Genomic DNA, 17,551 nt, shown 5'->3' on the forward strand with positions numbered 1-17,551 from the left:
TCATCTTATCTGGCCGTAACCCTCCGATACCCTGACGAGTACCTTATCTAACTAAATAGTCTTCCGATAGTGTATTAAGTTACTCAAAGTGTAGCGCATCTGGCTACTGGAGCGCAAGGGGAACTTGACCGACCCCCTAAGCGGTGGGCTGACTTCACTATCGATCACAATTAACACTGTTTCACGTGGAACACGCTATGATTAGCTGTCCTGACGTGTTGCCGCTAAATCAATTTCACGAATATTAACCTCTTGTGGCATATCATAGATGAACTTCACCGTTTGGGCCACGTACTTGGGATCCAGGGTTAAGCCTCCCATGGTTTCTTTCCACGCCTCATAGTCCTTTAAGGCTGCGGCATCGGTCACGTGTGTCAGCAGTTCTGTTTCACCGGCACCAGGTGCCACGAGAGAAATTCGAACGCTGTCGTTAGACACTTCTTGGCGAATTGTTTCCGATAGGCCGTGAACCCCAAATTTGCTGGCAACGTACGCCGCATGGTTGGCGAACGCCTTGAATCCAGCAATGGAAGACATGTTGATGATTGTGCCGTGATGACGTTTAACCATGGCTGGCAAGACAATCTGGGTTCCGTTGAGCACACCCATCACGTTGGTATCGAGCATCGTTTGCCATTCCTTCGGGTCCTGCCGTTGAACATTTCCTAGCAACATCACACCGGCGTTGTTAATTAGCAGATCCGTCTCACCGTACTTGGCCTCGGCTGCATGGATCGCTTCGGCCAGGGCGGCCTGATCGGTCACATCGACAGCAGCGACCATCACATTACCAAAGTTTAATGGCAGTTCGCGAATCTTCTCGACTCGCCGACCCAGTAACAACATGGGATAACCCGCCGCATTAAAGAGTTTGGCATCTTCGGCCCCAAAACCTGAGCTGGCACCCGTGATGACGATTAAAGGTTTCGTATTAGTCATAAGATAATTCCTCCTAAATTTTTAACAGTCCATGGGACGTGACGATTTCACCGCCGCGCCTCAAGCAATAATGGTAGTATAGAATCTAGAGCTAACTCTAGGTCAAGTACTAATTTAAAAATAAAGGAGAAATTGCCATGAGCTATTCAATTGGACAGGTTGCCGATAAGCTATCGATCAGCCCCTACACCTTGCGTTATTACGATAAGGAAGGTCTATTGCCCTTCGTCGACCGTAATTCGGCGGGACGACGGCGGTTTAAGGACAATGACTTTAACTTTCTAGAAGTCATCGTCTGTCTCAAGGAAGCCGGCGTCCCGGTCAAACAAATTGGTAATTTTATCGACCTCTGTATGACCGGTGATACCACCCTTCAAGACCGCTACGACTTTCTCAATGAACACGAGGCCAAGCTGGAAGCAAAGATGGCCCGTCTTCAACATACCCTGGACTTCCTGCGCTGGAAGAAATGGTACTATAAGACAGCGCTCCAGGCCGGGACAGAAAGCATTCACTACCTACCTGGCACCAACCACGTCGACCCGGCTGTGCACGTTGAATTTAATCAGTTAGTAGCGGATGGCGCCGACCCTAAAGACTTGGGCAATCTGCCAGAAGGGACGGCCAAAGCATGATCACTCTGAAAACTTTGACCCCCGCAAGTTCCCTTTGGACCACGGCCGCTACGCAAATTGGCGCGATCTCCTGGTCAGCGGGGCCCCACCTCGCCCAGGTGATGACCACCGTTACCTGGCAACCCTGGGAACGGGTTATTTACGCCACTGACGGAGACCGCTTTGTGGGGTGTTGTGCCCTGTTGGCCAACGATATCGTTCCGGCCACCGACTACACCCCATTTATCAGCACCGTCTACGTCGATCCCGCCTATCGTCAACGGGGCATTAGCCTGAAATTGGTCCAGACGGCTGAACAGGCGGCGATCGCGGGCAACATTACCGGCTTGTACATCGTCACCCGCCACGTCGGTCTTTACGAACACCTGGACTACCGGCTGATCGATCAACAGAACGATCAGTTTGGCCGACCTAGTCGGATACTTTATAAGGCACTCGATGAGACCCAGGCCTTCACCAAATCAGACGACTTGACGAAAAAGCAGTAATTCCACCCTCGTGAAATCACTACTTTTGGACATCTTAGTATCGCTTTAAGATGGGCCCACCGTTCTTGAAATGTTTGACTTGCTTAGCATGGTTCACCTTGGAGAAACCGTGTTTCTTGTAGTACCCGTAGTCGACACAGGCGAAGGTCTTCCCCTTCCGATACACGGCATAATCGGCGTTTCGCGCCAGAATGAAGCCATTCTTGGCGATATGGCCTTTGAGACGATAGAGATGCTTCCCAATCTTTTTGTATTTGAGGTGGGACATGATCTGAACTGGCATGTTGGAAACGCCCATCTCAAACCGAGACTTGATTAGGGTAAACGCGGCCCCGAACCCCTCTGCCGACGAGGTCCGTTTAGCCTGAAAATTACCGCGTAAAGCCTTGGGACTGCCCTTGTGCCACTTGGCCGCACTGGCCGACGTCGGGAACGCCCCACCTATCAAAAGTGTTGTCAGCATAACAAGCACGACTCTGCCGAATTTAGTCATCATTTCTCCTCCAAAACTGTTCTTACCCCTTTATAAAAATAATCATTAATAGGGCTAACGACTGGTTGTCCTCACTATAACTTGTGGTCCAACCAGCGTCAATCAGGACGTGCTATAAATACTGTTATACCGCGCAAAAGGCCCTCCAAAAACGACATGTTTGTCGCTTCTGGAGGGCCTATTTTACTCGTGTTTAACGATTAGTCTTGACGCTTGGAACGCTTGAACCCCAACAGAGATCCAATCACAGCCAGCAGTGTCAAGCCCCACCAGGATGGCGTTGTCTGATCACTAGTCTGTGGTAAGGTTGTGGCCTTGGCAGGAGCTAATTTAGCCGCTGCTTGACCCTTGGTTGCCAGTTGCGTGGTCTTGGCCCCTTGGGAGCCGTTAACGGCCGTCTTCTTAGCTGGCTGGTTCGTTGTTACCTTATCAGCCTGACTGCCCTTCTTGGCCGGTGTAGATGGCTTAGAAGGCTTGTTAGGGGTTATTGTCGCCCCATCGCCCCCGTTATCGAGTGCTTGGTAAGTGTAGATCACGTCTTGGCTAGCTGATGTGTAAACACCACTGGCATTAGCTGGTGTTGCGGCTAGCTTGTAGCCGTCGAGGCTCTTAGGAGCTGTCGTGTAGGCCTGACCAACTGTCCCAGTTAACGTATCATCGGGTGCCAGTTGCTTGCCGGCTGCCGTTTGGTAGTGGACCGTAACCGTGCCATCCGTAACGGGTTGGCCGGGATCGACTGGGGTAACGGGAGGCGTCACGGGCTTACCATTCGCCTTGTAGTAAACATAGATATCGTTGTTAACATCTTGGATGGTTCCGCTGAGCGTCTGATCCGTCAACGTGCCATTCCCCTCAACGCGGTCAAAGTCAAAACCGTCAACTTTAGGCAGGTCAACACTCCAGGCCGTATCTTTCTTTCCGGATTCCTTGACGATCTTGTCACCGATCGCGTTGCCGTCCTCATCAACCAGGTAAATCTTCTGTAGCGGGTTGAAGAGTAGCGTGATGTTTTGGGCATCGCCATCATAGGTCACCGTAGAACTCTCGGTATTGCTGTGGAGATCTTGACTAAGTTTAACGGGCTTTTCATAGGCGAACCCGCGGTCTTCGAGATCCGCGATAGCCTTTTGAACCGAGGCATCATTCAAGACATCCAAGGTTGAACCCGTTTTGCCACTCAGGATGGTAAATGGCGCAATCTTAACGCCACCGTCGAGTTGGAAGGCAACTGTCACGGCGCCAACGCTAGCATCTAAGGTGTAAGGGACGATGATGCTTCCACTAAAGTTAAGCCCATTCGGTGTCTCAGGTCTCGTGAGGTCATTATGCCGACTGGGATCCCAAATCAATTTCACTTGGCCAGTTCCATCGGCATTAGTCGTTAGTTGCTTCCAAGTCGACCAGTTTCCGCCACCAATCATGCCTTCAGTTCCCATTGATTGCGGATCACCCTGCATAAATTCATTGAAGTCGTACAGATTGTCGTAGGCAAAAGACCAGGTCGATAATTCAGACGTCGCAGGATTTAAGGCAACTTGATCTGTTGTCCAAGTTTGGTTATCTGCGGAAATTGTATACATAATTCCATTATCGCCAAATGGTTGCCAATTGAGGCCCAAAAGCGGTGTGATATCAAAAATGTGATTACCACCAAAGATCAAGAAACCTGGCACTGCCGTAATATTGCGTAACGGTGAGAGATCAGAAATATTGTTATTTTGAAAAGACATGCTGGATAAATTGACTAATTTAGCTAATGGCTTCAGACCCGTAACTTTATACAAGCTGTCTGCTTGCTGCGAAAAATTAGCGGATGTTAATGCCGTCAGATTGCTCATAAATGACAGATCCGTGATGTTGTTATAAGACAAATTAAGGGAGGTCAGTCCCGTCAGGCTAGCTAATGCAGCCGTGTCAGCATCACCGATTTGATTCCAGGATAGGTTTAAACTGGTTAACTGAGTGAGTCCTTGGAGCGCCGAAATATCTGATAACTGCCCACGTTTGCTGGTGTTTCCCCACTTTTTGCTAGCGGCCGAATCAGGCACGATAGCCAGCTTTGTCAGGCTCTTGGCGTACTGAAGACCTTCTAAAGATTTGATATTGATAACTGCATTATAGAAATCGCGATCGTTCACCTGCTTGTTAGCCCTGTCGTTCCATATATCAATCTTCGTTAACTCTCTCAAAAGATCCGTGTTGATTTGCGAAACATCTGTGATCTCCGGATGCGCTTGTTGAATGGCATATAAGACCACCTGTTGAAGATTCTTATCTGGAATAAGGTCATCCACTGTTGGCGTGGCTGCCTTTGGAACCGGCATGGACCGCAACATACTGGGCCGCTTTGGCGTCGTTAACGTATTTTCTGGTTGTTGCTTATCCGTATTCGTTGTCTCTTTAGTGTTGGTTGGCGTCTCAACAACTTTCTCAACAGGACCTTCAGGATCTTTGTTTTCCTTATCCTCAGGGGTCGTCCCATCTTCTGTTGTGTCAGGGTCTGATGTAGGTGTCTGGGTATCGTCAACTGAGGGGACAATGGGGTCCTGTTCAGGCTTAGTATCTGTAGCAGGTTTCTTAAGCGAGACTTGTGGCTGTTGTTCTTGACCAGTCACAGTCTTTCCCGGTGTATCGCTAGTTTCACTAGCGGTATCGGCATGTGCGACTTCAGTTGTCGCTAATCCCACAGTTCCCAGCGTTAAAGCAACTGCACTTGTGAGAAGCCAGCGATTTTGATGTTGTTTTCTTGTTAGCTTTTGATCCATTTTCATTTTTAAGTCCCCTGTCATGACGTTTCCCTAGTCGTTATTAGTCAGCAATATGTAATTTATTTAACGCTCACATTTAATATAACACCGTTAACTGTTTTTAACAATACTGTGAACGTTAATTCTCCAAAAAGTTTTTCGGGAGAAATCAATCAAGCGTTACTGTGACAAGAGATCTCACGATTTGAGGTTAGATTTGATAATATATATCTTCATTCCTTATACCAGCCTAAAATGTTGGTGTAACAGTGTTCTTATAGTGTTGGTTTATTCTCATTAGCCCTTCGCTTTTACTGTTTCACTTATTACTATTTGGGGCAACCAAGTGGCACTATTCTGTCAGACATAGACCATTCATCACTGAATTAAAAACCGGCAGGCTCCCTCCTCATACGAGAGTCCCTACCGGTTATATTTATTACTTTTCAATTCACCCCCACATACGTGGGGAGTACACACAGACCCATCGTTAAGCCAGACACGTCTAAGGAGCATCCCCACATACGTGGGGAGTACTCTGCAATCGTCGTAGCAACTGCACTGCCCCCGGGATCATCCCCACATACGTGGGGAGTACAGTTCTTTTCGTCTTTCATATTGCTCTATCGGGGGATCATCCCCACATACGTGGGGAGTACTCAAACTACGGCTATAATCCCACAGCATGATGAGGATCATCCCCACATACGTGGGGAGTACCCCTGGGATGTTCGCCGAGTGAACCAGAGCTCGGGATCATCCCCACATACGTGGGGAGTACATCAGCATTTCGAGGAGTTGAGTTTGAATTATGGGATCATCCCCACATACGTGGGGAGTACTCGAAGTTAGGCGACGTGCCGCGTGGGGCGACGGGATCATCCCCACATACGTGGGGAGTACGAACCCAGAGAAACGGATTACTTAATTTTGAAGGGATCATCCCCACATACGTGGGGAGTACTACTGGCTGTTTACGGCCCAGGTGATCGTGTCGGGATCATCCCCACATACGTGGGGAGTACTTTATTTTTTCGTTAGACCAACCGGCGAACGGGGGATCATCCCCACATACGTGGGGAGTACACAAAAATTCCACAAGGGGATCGTGTCTACATGGGATCATCCCCACATACGTGGGGAGTACAAATCTTATGATGATTAATTTGATTGTTGAAGAGGATCATCCCCACATACGTGGGGAGTACACCTTTAGAGCGACCGTGTAAGGGTATAAGTCGGGATCATCCCCACATACGTGGGGAGTACTCACCGTCCGGGTCCTCATCTTTGTCTGTAATGGGATCATCCCCACATACGTGGGGAGTACTCATAATCGCAGCATTGCAAGTTTGAGCTGTCGGGATCATCCCCACATACGTGGGGAGTACGACAGGCTGTGGGCGCTTTGGTTAATCGTACGGGGATCATCCCCACATACGTGGGGAGTACTCTGTCACGAATTTTTCGACCGGTTTCCATGGAGGATCATCCCCACATACGTGGGGAGTACTGTATTGATGATATTCCTGATGGCGAGGTGTGATGGATCATCCCCACATACGTGGGGAGTACACAATGAAAGAAGCCTCTCGAATTACTGACAAAGGATCATCCCCACATACGTGGGGAGTACAGCTACTGGTGACTGCTTGTTTGTCTTTCATGAGGATCATCCCCACATACGTGGGGAGTACCACCCGTAGAATCCATAAATCAACGGTATCTGAGGATCATCCCCACATACGTGGGGAGTACAACGCCCCAGCAACTATTGCAAGGAAAAACGGTGGGATCATCCCCACATACGTGGGGAGTACATCACAACACAATTCATACCCCTAATCGCAATAGGATCATCCCCACATACGTGGGGAGTACTTCTGGCATATCTGCAGGGAAGTATCCCAATTGGGATCATCCCCACATACGTGGGGAGTACTCCTGGATGAGAAGGTGATTACTGGCTATCTGAGGATCATCCCCACATACGTGGGGAGTACCCGAAGTGATTAGAACGATTGTCTTATCTCCCGGGATCATCCCCACATACGTGGGGAGTACTTTGGCTAAGTCATCGGCGCTATCTGAGGCTTGGGATCATCCCCACATACGTGGGGAGTACACTTGCTACTACTCGCTGGGGTAAAGTTAAGAGGGATCATCCCCACATACGTGGGGAGTACGGCTAACGTGTATGCTTGATCATTACCCTGGTTAGGATCATCCCCACATACGTGGGGAGTACTCTAGTGTTGGCATTTAGCACTCTCCTTGCTAAGGATCATCCCCACATACGTGGGGAGTACCCTTATCAGGATGCTAAGGGAAAAACGCGATGGGGATCATCCCCACATACGTGGGGAGTACCCATCAAACTTCGGCAACGAGTTCGCTCCCAGAGGATCATCCCCACATACGTGGGGAGTACGTTATGGTTCGACATTTGAATTTGCGAATACGGGGATCATCCCCACATACGTGGGGAGTACGGAAGCACTCACTTTTCCGCTCCTACCAATGGGGGATCATCCCCACATACGTGGGGAGTACACTAAAGAAACGCAGTCATACCGCGGTTCTCAAATTTTCAAAACGCCTGTTTCATTCAGTTTGTTTGCTAAATCCAAAGTCGCCTGAGCATCGGCTAGAACTTGATGAGGTGTCTTATTCTCAACACCATAATCATCCAACACCGTCTCTAAACGATAGTTATCCAAGAACTTATTAGCTTTCTTGACCACCGGCATCAAATCCACCATTTGATTATCTAGATCCGGTGAGCCAATTCTTTTAAAACTAGCCGTCAGGAAGGTTTCATCAAAGTGCAAATTATAGCCAATCAGCGTCATATCACCAATGAACGCCTTGAGGCCCCGCAAACCAGCGGCCAAACCGATCCCCTTCTCAGTTAATAATTCAGAAGTTAGTCCGGTTAAGCTCACAACATTTTTAGGAATTGGCTTATCAATCTGAATTAATTGATAAAAACGTTCAACTGGTTGGCCCTGAACATGTTTAACCGCACCGATCGCCATAATTTCATCTTCAACGGGATCTAAGCCCGTCGTCTCAAGATCAATCGCAATCATGGGTGGTTGCGACACCACAGCCTTTTTCTTAGCCAGCTTACGCGTCATAACTTTAGCCTGGTGGAACTTGGCAGCGTTACTGAACCCGTGTTTTACCGGACCAGTTGCCTCGTTCAGATGCATCATCAATGGAATCCCATCGAAATCAACCACATTGCGATCTTTACGCGTAGTGCGAAAGGTATACCCTAATTCGTTGTTAGCATTATAGACCATGGTGGCTTCACCATGGCCAATATTTTTCATGATTCTATCCCACAACATGTCTCGAATCCGAGCGCTCACGTTACCGACGTATACGCCTGTTTGAATCTCCTGATACCACTTGGTAAGGTCGCCGCGTAAAGACCTGGGGACCTTCGTCAACGTCACCACAATCATGAGCGCCCATCTTCCTGAAGCTCGTGGTATTGAACGCCAAATTTCTGGAGCCCCATCCGGTCATCCCACAAACTCACGACGTCAACTTCACTCTCATCGTCAGTCATGCCCAACAGGGCTTTTAAGTCTCGTACCATGCGAGCTAGCAACTTACCATCTACGAAAGCATCGCGCATAGCTCGCCGCGTTCTGGACCCAATATCCGGATCGTTACCAAACTTAGCCGTCACCTGAAAGGCAATTGGAATCGAAAATTCAGCCTTGTAAAGATCGGCAAAGTCATACACGAAGGAAAGGTCGTGCCCCGTGTGGACAAAACCCAGTCCCGCCGAGGCACCCAATGCCGAAATGACACTGTAACTCAGACCGTAAATCGCTTGATGCGCGGCCGTAAGTGCCTTGTTAATCGGTGTTCCCGAATCAAAATCGTCCGGATTATACTCGCGATGTGCCCAGGCCACGCCAGTTGCCTGCGACTGTTCTAAGTAGACGCGACGAACCCGCGCGCCTTCCTTGCCACGTAGCTGTTGCATGGTTAATCCTGAAACATCATCGTTAGGAAACCGCATCTGATACATCTGTCTAGCGACCATTAATCGGGTGCGTTTATTCGAAACGAGCCTAGCTTGGGCCTCGATCAAAGCTGAGGAGTGGTTCAGTGGCCGGCCGTAAGCGTACTGCCGAACCCCACGTTCACCGACCCAAATCACTCCTAACCCAGCCTCGCCAATCAGTTCCATCGCACGATGGGTCATATCCACACCAGGGCCCAGCATCAATACACTGATAATTGCTGCAGGAACATAGACAATCCCTCGAGAATCCATCACCTGGATGGCACTGTCCCGTCGATTTAATTTCGCATGTTCCAAATATAAGAAAGTTGTTCGATCCCCAACTCGGCCCAACTCTCGCCGTTCTGGTTTTTTAGCCCCAACTTGCTTGCCCATCCTATCAAGCCTCCGGAATCACCGTCATTAACCCCATGCCAAAGGCTTTCTCACGTCCAAGTCCTTTGGTCAGCGTCTGCTTAAATTCGTCCACATCAGCCACTCGTAGGAGGCCTTCAAAGGTCACGCGGCTCAACCGCACACCATGACCGGCCTTCCGATGGAGCATTGGCCACTCCCGGTTCACGATATCAAAAGCCAGCGCTGACTCTTGATCATCTGAATGTACTGATTCTTGTTTGACGATCTGGAACCCGGCCTTTTCAGCTCGTTTTTCCAGCCAGCCTCGCTGTTGGGCGACCGTAATGTGGGGAACCACTCGTCCCTGTTTCTGGCCAGGCTTAATGATCGAATACGTGGGGTTCGCCGTTAAACGAAATTGGAGAATCTGTCCTTCATGAATACTGTCTAACAGGCGATCATAAGACTTAGTCATCGCCGTTCCGGCTACCCCATAGGCTACCAATTGGTCGAGATCTGGGGCCGATTCACTGAGGACTAGCAAGTACTTCTTACCGGCCAACCGGTCGATCCGCCACAAGTGTCGCGTCCGTTGTCCCGCCGCAATCTCTTGGGGAAAGCTCTGCTCAACCCAGTTATGATAGGCACCGAGGTGCGTTAAATCTTTCGTTTTAGCGCGATTATTCACGTCAATTTCAACTCTTGATAAGTACATGCTGACTCCTTTCTAGAGAGCGCCAAAAGGATCCTGTGTCGTTTCCGGCTCGCTCTCCCGAGAATTTAAATTAGTTAGATTAACCGTTGTTCTGGCAATGGCTCGAAAGCCGTAACGCCGATCACGTTGGTCAAAGGAGACGACGCGGTCTTTGACCATGGCACTCTGCTTATCTGAAATCAAACTGGCATCGGCGATGATCTCCAACTGCTTCCCCTTGTTTCGGTTCTGATACCGTTTAGTTGCCTGCCAAGGAAGCTTCTTCAACGCGGCCACTGGCGTCGCATCTGAAAACTGTTGCGTAACGAGCACCCCAGCAGGAACATTCGCACGGCGTCCCAAAAACAATTGGAAATGCGGGTGATGTAGCGCCACATCAATTCTTTCGATCAATGCGTCATCATCACTGCCCAACGCGACCACAAACACCGCGTCCTGGATATAATCGCGATAGGTAATCTTACGCGTATCTTTTTTCCATTCACCCGTTTGAAAGTCCGTCAAACTTCGACCAATCTGATCGATTCTGACCGCAAAATTCAAGTCATTTAATGCCACAATCCGGTCATCAGTGCGGCGATAACCTAAGGCGGCCGCAGCCATCCCGATCACGGCACTCTTTGTAGGGTAATCATTCGTTGTCCGTCGCGTAAATGTGGCTTCATTTCCGTACGATTGTAAGGGTGCAGTGAGTTTAATCGTTAGTGTTTTCATCTGAAACCACCTTCGATAACGTCTCTGTGACCTTATCTACAAGTTCAGATAAATTGGCCACGCTGTCACCAAATTGTGAATCTGGCTTACCTAGAATAAAGTTTGCCAGGGGTGCTTCAACAAAACTCTCTGTGCGTTGATACTCATGGTCCAACCGCTTAATGGAAGGCTCAACATACCCACCGTCTGAATGAACAGGGTTTTCAAAAGCCGAAACTAAATTAACCGGTGTATCTGTCCGAATCGTAACCATGACATAGCTTGGCAACGTCTTATTCGCAAAGGTATTCTGCTTTCCAGTAGGCATCGAGAGGACGAAGTCTTTAATGAAGTCCGTTGCCCCATGGATGGCATCTTCTGGGTTAAGATTGTAGACCAATTCATTCATATTCACGTTGGCGTAACGGTAAAGAGTTGCTGAATTGTAATCAATCGTCCCCAGCATAGCCGCACCAGCTGTGTCATCGGCCTGAGCATCATCGACCGCCGTAAAGTAATCATATTCCGGAATCACTTCATGCGTTGAAACGGCATGGGCAACTTGGGCTGAAGCATCCACGTTTAATTCTGGATTGTCTGCCACCATGCGCCCAAACAAAGCCAAGTCTAAAGACTGATCACCCTTCAGAACCTTTTTGACTTCCTTTTTATCCAGTTCTTCATTATCTAAAGCATACTGTGCCAACTTGCGAAGTTGCCCCTCACTAACAAACAGCAGGGCTCTCGTCTCGTTTTCTTTGTTCAGCTTGATCGAAGCTGCTTTAAAAATATCGCTGACCTTACCCATGGCCGCCTCGTCATCTAAAGTTGGATCAAGCGTCTTTAACTCAGCTAACAATAAGCTAGCGGCCTTTTTCGTCCGTTTTCCAGTGGCCACGTTATCTTGACTGAAACGGTCACGAACAGCTTTTTTCCAACTCTGGGAGGAAACCCGAGCCCGCGTCACACCACCATAGAAGGCCGTCTTAGGAGCACCCGTATCATCACGATTAATGTTGGATGATGGCACGGTTTGTAACACGTTCAAATCAACATATAAGTTAGTCATTATTTTTCTCTCCCTTAGCGTTATCTGCTTGTCTGAAGTACTGTTGTCCCCAAAGTAACCGAATTCGGCTGGCTTGTTCGTAATTCACTTGTAACCAGTAGAGATCATGTGCTAGCTGAGCAAAGTCAATCCGCTGGTTATTCCCATGCGATTTCAGAATGCTAATCAAGTGGGACAACTCATTAATCACGCCAGCCACGTTCGTTGTCGCTAAAAGTGGCTGCACGCGGCGGTCCATGGCAACTCGTAAATCGTCATTTCCTCGTAAATTGCCTAAGGCCCCAAAGAGTGTTTGCCCTTTGGCATCCGCACCTTGAGCTGGTGCATAAACACAGAATTCCTGGTTTCCTTGTTGATAAATCGCATAGAACCGAATGGCCGTGTACACCGCCACTTCTTCTCGCGTTGGCACTCCGTTTTTGCTAAGTTGGTGACCGCTTAGATTGGCCATTAATAGCGGCCACACCTTCTGCGCCCGTTGACTCGTCACGGTCGGTGCATTTCTCAAATTAGCTAACATTGCCTTATCTGCCGCGCCGTCTCGATAAATCGAGTGAATTATTCGACCGGCAATCTGTTTAAGTTCTTCTGCCATAGACCCTCATCACTCCTTCTTCAACTCAAGATGTTTCCGGACATTCCCCATCAGGCGATTCTTGGCCGTAAAGATATTCAACGGCCCGTGATCAGTAGAAATCCCCTTAACATCTCTGGGCGAACTAGCCTGCATCACATCATTAACCGATGCCACCACAATTCTTTGAAGTTCCTGTTTCCATAAAGTAATTTTTTCTTCTCGATTATCCTGATCGGTCAGTCCTTCTAACCATTCCTTAAACGGACTATTTAGTTGTTCATAGAATTTCGCACTCATCCCACTGGCAAACGGCCGAACATCCAAATTACGAATTTTCCCGATGTCACTAGCGAAATGGTAATAGTCAGTCCCAATCGTTTGTGTGAAGGCAATAGTGTCTTCAATCCGCGTTGGCCAACGTTTCAACGGTTCATTCTGATCATCGCTGGGAAACAAGACATCAGCTTGTAATTGCATATCGTCAACGACCTCTGCCGCTGGAGACTGTGATGCCGCGGTTCCGTCGCTAACCAACGCAATTGAGTTCAAAACCAGCGGATCATCACGCGAAATTAACTTTCTCTTTTTCAAGTTGTGTAGCCAAACGACGATGCCCGGTTCATGGACATCGTCTGCTTGGCGAACTTTGACGTACTGTCCAAAGTTACGCCACATCGCGATTCCTAACGACCGCAAACTCTTAGTTGCTGGCCGATAAGCATGCTCTTTTTTATCAAAGCGCCAGGTTGTCATCGGTTCAATCAAAGCGTCTTCAGAGGCGAATATAGGAACTCCAGCGCTGAAAATGTGAGGTGAATCTGTTTCATCCCACTCAATATGTAGCAGCCGTGACCAAGTCGTATACAGCTCAGCCAGATTGTCTGGTAGAAGTTGGGCTTTCCGGTGCGTTACATAGCCTTGAACGGAATTGTATTCCCAAACTGGCTTAGGCAGTGTATATTCAGTTTCATCCTGCCACTCGTTCACCAGAATCAAATTAAGCAGTAAGGTTTCAAAGAGCGTCTTTCCCTTCGCAAACACGGGATTAATTCGATAGATCCACCCAGTCGAGTTCGAGAATTTTTCAGCAGTTACGACCTTCGATTTGTCGGTCACGCCCGTAAAGTTTTGGTAAGTAATGAGCCATCGCACCAACTCGTCCAATGACAAATCGTTCTTAGCTTCTCCAGCCTTTGGCGCAAAGATCGCCGGCGTATGCCCACTCTCTGAAATCTGGCGATTAAGTTGCTTAATGGCAACCTGCCCTTTACCTCCAGCAACGCGCTTCACTTCGGGAACCAAGGCATCGTAATCTTCCGTTGTCACTTGATAGAACGGACGAGGCCCAAAGAAATCAAAATCGTCAGCGTGTGTCTCTAGATAACGCGCCACCACTGATGAAAATTTCCCCGCCTGATTCAGCTTCTGCCAAGTCTTGAATAAATCATCTTCACTGTCGTCTTCATCAAATTCATCCGCATCAATACTAACTTCTGCTTTGTCGTTGGTTGTTAACCAACTATACAACTTACCATCGGCATCAAATCGCGAATAGACAGTCGTCAGAACTGCCAACAGAAGCCGTAAGATCGCCAAGTCTTGGCTCCGCATGTCGCCAGCTAATTGACGATAGCGGTGGGCATTTTCAAACAAATCGATTAGAGATACTGTTTGTTCTTGATTATTATCTAGCGTGATGACCTTGATCCACGGTTCCGTGGTTAAATTAAAACTTTTACCGTCCACGATTGTCATCCTCCTGCACATATTTAAGTCCTAGTTTTGAAGAATACGTTAGACGCCAGCCTTCAAAGGTCACTGAGAAGTCCTGGTCTAACGGCAATACTAGTGAACCCTTGAGCCAAACATCACTTTGCCAACCCGAGAAGTAACGGCTGGTTAACGTCTCGAGATCCTTAATCGCCTGATCAACCTTGTCAGGATTCGGCGTAATTACAAAGGGAAGTCGAATAATCTGCTGGGCAATCTCCTTTGAATGAACATCTGCCAAAGATCGACCATCCAGCAAGAAGTTTCCTTCCTCCGTGTGCTGAACCAGAATGACTTCCAAGGTTTCCTTGATATCACGAACCGCTGCACTGGCCTGCTGTTCATCGTTAGCGATGTTGCCGCGGTCTCGACTTAACCAGCCATGAATAGTCTTACCAGCTTTGAGTTTGGGCTCTCCCACTTGAAAAACATGGGCTTTCTTCTTTTCCTTCTCACGCTTTACTTCAAAATCAGCTTTAGCCTCATCAATGTCTGCAATTTCACTATCCGTCTTGGGATCGTAAACTGCTTGGACTAGTGGTGAAATGTCGTTTGGTAAGGTGATCTCATCCTTTAAAAAGTGATCCGTCTTCATGAGGAGATACTGACCATAAACAGTCCCACTGCCAGACTCATATTCATTCGTTCCCTCAATGCCCATGACAAATAGTTGCGGACTTCGTAGTGCCGCCGGGCGCTCAATCTGGTGTCGATGGAGACGCCCAGCTCGCTGAAGAATCAAGTCCATTGGCGCGATATCCGTATACATAACATCGAAATCAATGTCCAGTGACTGTTCCAGAACCTGTGTCCCAATGACGATCATTTTATCTGGACGCCTGCCTCGCTTACCAATTGCCTTTTGTATCTTAGTCTCTTGAGCTGACCGATCATTGGCTAAGAATGCCGAATGTAGCACCATTAACTTGATGTCACCGGGCACCAACTGTGCCAGTTTCTGCGCCCGCTTGACGGTGTTAACGATAACCCCGGCAATCCCACCATCATGAATTTTATTAACCACATGGGCAATAAGAGCTTCATCCGGAAGATCCAGGCGTTTAACTTGTAGGTGAGTTGGCTGTTGATCACTTTTGCCTGGGAACGACGTCACCTGTTTAATCTGGCTGCCATCCAGGATGCTGAGTAGCGGATAGGCCTGTGTCTCTTCCCAACCTTCTGGTGCAGCCAGTTTTTTCCTGTACTTTTTACCATACTTTCCCACTAGATAGGCTTCTAAAAGCTTATTACGCTTAGCCTTAGGCAAAGTCGCTGACAGAATAACGATCGGCACATGGTAAGCACCTAACCAGTTAATTGCTTTATACAAATATTGATTCATATAGGCATCGTAGGCGTGAACTTCATCAATCACGACTACCTTGCCACTAAGTCCTAGATGTCGTAAGAACAGGTGCTTTTGTTTTAACCCCATTAATAAGAGATTATCGATTGTCCCAACAGTAAACTTGGCTAAGATAGACTTCTTGCCAGAAAACCAACCATTAACTACAACTTCTCCGGGTTTGTCCTCGTCACCATAAACGCTTGAAGCATCTGGCAAATCTTGATACTCCTTGTTAAATTGTGCCTTGCTATGCATCAGCTTGATCTGAAAATTTCCGTGTTGTAATTCAGCTAAACCGGCCAACCAGTCGTCGACTCGATCAAACATGGCATTGGTTGTGGCTTGGGTTGGTAATCCCATAAAAAGGCCGTCACTACCGGTAACATAAGCTAGCTGTTCAACTGCCAGCAGGGCTATCTCGGTCTTCCCCAATCCCATTGGGGCCTCAATAATCACCATACCTGGATCGAGTGCTTCCCCGATAGCTCGACTCATGGATCTTTGAACCGGACGCGGCTTGAATTTCCAACGAGCAAAGTAAATTTCATCTAGACTGTTTAGTTTCTCCGAATCGAGACGTTGTGGGTTCCATTCATCATCAACTGACCAATTTTCTAGTGCGCTTCTAAAACGAGAATTCACATCAATATCTCGCCATGACTGATCGAGCGAAATTAGAGGGAACAGCGGTTTTGTCTGCTCACGATCTAGATATTCACTAGACGCCAACCAATCTGCCATAATCAGCAGGCCTTCCAAAATAACCGCTTGCGGCTGTGTGATATTGGGAATATCCTCTACCTTTTGATAGCCTGAGCTGATCAAACCATACTTAAATAGTTCTTCCTGCACATCTTTCCACGGTTCTTGAACCTTAGGGTCGACATCATCCTGATAGTAATTCGCTGTGTAGTCGTCAATTTGGCCCTCTGGCACTTCTTTAGCCGGCTTCCCATGGTGACCACCAACAATGGCCCCAATGGACTCAGGGACCCCTAGCTCTTCAATGATGGCTTCACCAGCCAAGGCATGTGGCGATTTGTTTGCGGAGGCTAGCAGCACCTCATCCAGTCCCTGAAATCCACCTTGGGCCAGTCGCGATCTGAGATCCTCATCAAGTGCATCATCATGGTCATATGACTTCTTGGTCTGAAAAGCTGCGGTACTCTTACCAATATCATGAATAAAGCCCACAAATTTTACCAACTTTTGTGTGGCTTCTTCCGATAACGATCCAGCTAATATTCGCTGCTGTCCGGGACTTAGCCAATGCGTAAACAAGTAATTAATCGTTTTTTGTGTATCTGTCAAATGAACAATCAAGGGCAACCAATACTGGTACCCGTCCTCACTACGTTTCTTAGCCCACAACACTGCGGCCTGATCAGATATTTCCATTCCCATATGTACAGCCTCTTAACCTTTATCGTTAAACTACTATGTGTAGATACACAAGTCATCCCAAGCTTCACGATCAACTATCCAGGAGCGTCGTAACCTTGAAGATACAGGTCCGTGCACCCCAAGTCAATACAGATGACTTATGAAATAATAAATAGCATTGCTTAATCTATTTGATACTTTTTACCCAATTTTTGCTTTTTTGTAACCGTATTCACTTATTTTATCATAATTTTCTATGTAAAATGGCTCGTTAACGGCATAAACCATCAAAATTAAGCCTTATTTCCGA

The 17,551-nt window shown here is 47.9% G+C and carries 13 protein-coding genes and 1 CRISPR repeat array; of the genes, 2 read left to right on the forward strand and 11 right to left on the reverse strand.

Translation table 11 applies throughout. The features are described 5' to 3' along the window. Positions 1–201: 201 nt before the first annotated feature. Positions 202–939, reverse strand: coding sequence for an SDR family oxidoreductase (locus tag EKM70_RS04315; RefSeq protein ID WP_125545591.1), 738 nt, complete (start codon positions 937–939; stop codon positions 202–204). Positions 940–1,076: 137 nt separating this feature from the next. On the opposite strand from EKM70_RS04315, the gene EKM70_RS04320 reads away from it, so the two are divergent. Continuing rightward, positions 1,077–1,574, forward strand: coding sequence for a MerR family transcriptional regulator (locus EKM70_RS04320; protein WP_125545593.1), 498 nt, complete (start codon positions 1,077–1,079; stop codon positions 1,572–1,574). Then, the gene (locus EKM70_RS04325) at positions 1,571–2,062 is read left to right on the forward strand and encodes a GNAT family N-acetyltransferase (RefSeq protein ID WP_125545595.1); all 492 of its coding nucleotides are present in this window, start codon (positions 1,571–1,573) and stop codon (positions 2,060–2,062) included. Before EKM70_RS04320 ends, EKM70_RS04325 begins: the two co-directional genes overlap by 4 nt. A gap of 34 nt (positions 2,063–2,096) precedes the next feature. On the opposite strand, the gene EKM70_RS04330 is transcribed toward EKM70_RS04325, so the two are convergent. The 10 genes from EKM70_RS04330 to cas3 form a co-directional block, all read right to left on the reverse strand. Further along, a complete protein-coding gene (locus tag EKM70_RS04330) occupies positions 2,097–2,525 on the reverse strand; it encodes a hypothetical protein (protein ID WP_225416375.1) in 429 nt (142 codons plus the stop codon). A 230-nt stretch (positions 2,526–2,755) separates the two neighbouring features. Beyond that, entirely contained in the window at positions 2,756–5,326 is a 2,571-nt protein-coding gene (locus tag EKM70_RS04335) for a MucBP domain-containing protein (RefSeq protein ID WP_164506328.1), read from the reverse strand. Positions 5,327–5,750: 424 nt separating this feature from the next. Next, a CRISPR array of direct repeats spans positions 5,751–7,855; the repeat unit is 28 nt; unit sequence GGATCATCCCCACATACGTGGGGAGTAC. 29 nt (positions 7,856–7,884) lie between these two features. Next, the gene (gene cas2e, locus EKM70_RS04340) at positions 7,885–8,775 is read right to left on the reverse strand and encodes a type I-E CRISPR-associated endoribonuclease Cas2e (protein ID WP_125545601.1); all 891 of its coding nucleotides are present in this window, start codon (positions 8,773–8,775) and stop codon (positions 7,885–7,887) included. Continuing rightward, on the reverse strand, positions 8,772–9,725 hold the full coding sequence (gene cas1e / locus EKM70_RS04345; RefSeq protein ID WP_125545603.1) for a type I-E CRISPR-associated endonuclease Cas1e: 954 nt from the start codon (positions 9,723–9,725) through the stop codon (positions 8,772–8,774). The genes cas2e and cas1e overlap by 4 nt, the downstream gene beginning before the upstream one ends. A 4-nt stretch (positions 9,726–9,729) precedes the next feature. After that, positions 9,730–10,401, reverse strand: a complete 672-nt coding sequence (cas6e, locus tag EKM70_RS04350) for a type I-E CRISPR-associated protein Cas6/Cse3/CasE (protein WP_125545605.1) — start codon at positions 10,399–10,401, stop codon at positions 9,730–9,732. Between the two features lie 12 nt (positions 10,402–10,413). After that, positions 10,414–11,115, reverse strand: a complete 702-nt coding sequence (gene cas5e / locus EKM70_RS04355; RefSeq protein ID WP_125545607.1) for a type I-E CRISPR-associated protein Cas5/CasD — start codon at positions 11,113–11,115, stop codon at positions 10,414–10,416. After that, positions 11,096–12,166 (reverse strand): type I-E CRISPR-associated protein Cas7/Cse4/CasC, encoded by a 1,071-nt coding sequence (gene cas7e / locus EKM70_RS04360; RefSeq protein ID WP_164506330.1) that lies wholly within the window; start codon positions 12,164–12,166, stop codon positions 11,096–11,098. Before cas7e ends, cas5e begins: the two co-directional genes overlap by 20 nt. Then, the gene (gene casB, locus EKM70_RS04365) at positions 12,156–12,758 is read right to left on the reverse strand and encodes a type I-E CRISPR-associated protein Cse2/CasB (RefSeq protein ID WP_125545611.1); all 603 of its coding nucleotides are present in this window, start codon (positions 12,756–12,758) and stop codon (positions 12,156–12,158) included. Before casB ends, cas7e begins: the two co-directional genes overlap by 11 nt. 9 nt (positions 12,759–12,767) lie before the next feature. Beyond that, complete coding sequence (locus tag EKM70_RS04370) at positions 12,768–14,495, reverse strand: type I-E CRISPR-associated protein Cse1/CasA (protein ID WP_318531966.1); 1,728 nt, start codon at positions 14,493–14,495, stop codon at positions 12,768–12,770. Further along, positions 14,476–17,256: a CRISPR-associated helicase Cas3' gene (gene cas3 / locus EKM70_RS04375; protein WP_191985882.1), complete on the reverse strand. Its 2,781-nt coding sequence runs from the start codon at positions 17,254–17,256 to the stop codon at positions 14,476–14,478. The genes EKM70_RS04370 and cas3 overlap by 20 nt, the downstream gene beginning before the upstream one ends. Between the last annotated feature and the right edge of the window lie 295 nt (positions 17,257–17,551).

This window comes from Levilactobacillus lindianensis (assembly GCF_003946095.1).
In the GTDB taxonomy this organism is placed as follows: Bacteria; Bacillota; Bacilli; order Lactobacillales; family Lactobacillaceae; genus Levilactobacillus; species Levilactobacillus lindianensis.

What these genes read in the sequence shown, in the direction of transcription:
- EKM70_RS04315 (WP_125545591.1), bottom strand. Translation starts at nt 939, where the DNA reads ATGACTAATACGAAACCTTTAATCGTCATCACGGGTGCCAGCTCAGGT.
- EKM70_RS04320 (WP_125545593.1), top strand. Translation starts at nt 1,077, where the DNA reads ATGAGCTATTCAATTGGACAGGTTGCCGATAAGCTATCGATCAGCCCC.
- EKM70_RS04325 (WP_125545595.1), top strand. Translation starts at nt 1,571, where the DNA reads ATGATCACTCTGAAAACTTTGACCCCCGCAAGTTCCCTTTGGACCACG.
- EKM70_RS04330 (WP_225416375.1), bottom strand. Translation starts at nt 2,525, where the DNA reads ATGCTGACAACACTTTTGATAGGTGGGGCGTTCCCGACGTCGGCCAGT.
- EKM70_RS04335 (WP_164506328.1), bottom strand. Translation starts at nt 5,326, where the DNA reads ATGAAAATGGATCAAAAGCTAACAAGAAAACAACATCAAAATCGCTGG.
- cas2e (WP_125545601.1), bottom strand. Translation starts at nt 8,775, where the DNA reads ATGATTGTGGTGACGTTGACGAAGGTCCCCAGGTCTTTACGCGGCGAC.
- cas1e (WP_125545603.1), bottom strand. Translation starts at nt 9,725, where the DNA reads ATGGGCAAGCAAGTTGGGGCTAAAAAACCAGAACGGCGAGAGTTGGGC.
- cas6e (WP_125545605.1), bottom strand. Translation starts at nt 10,401, where the DNA reads ATGTACTTATCAAGAGTTGAAATTGACGTGAATAATCGCGCTAAAACG.
- cas5e (WP_125545607.1), bottom strand. Translation starts at nt 11,115, where the DNA reads ATGAAAACACTAACGATTAAACTCACTGCACCCTTACAATCGTACGGA.
- casB (WP_125545611.1), bottom strand. Translation starts at nt 12,758, where the DNA reads ATGGCAGAAGAACTTAAACAGATTGCCGGTCGAATAATTCACTCGATT.
- EKM70_RS04370 (WP_318531966.1), bottom strand. Translation starts at nt 14,495, where the DNA reads ATGACAATCGTGGACGGTAAAAGTTTTAATTTAACCACGGAACCGTGG.
- cas3 (WP_191985882.1), bottom strand. Translation starts at nt 17,256, where the DNA reads ATGGAAATATCTGATCAGGCCGCAGTGTTGTGGGCTAAGAAACGTAGT.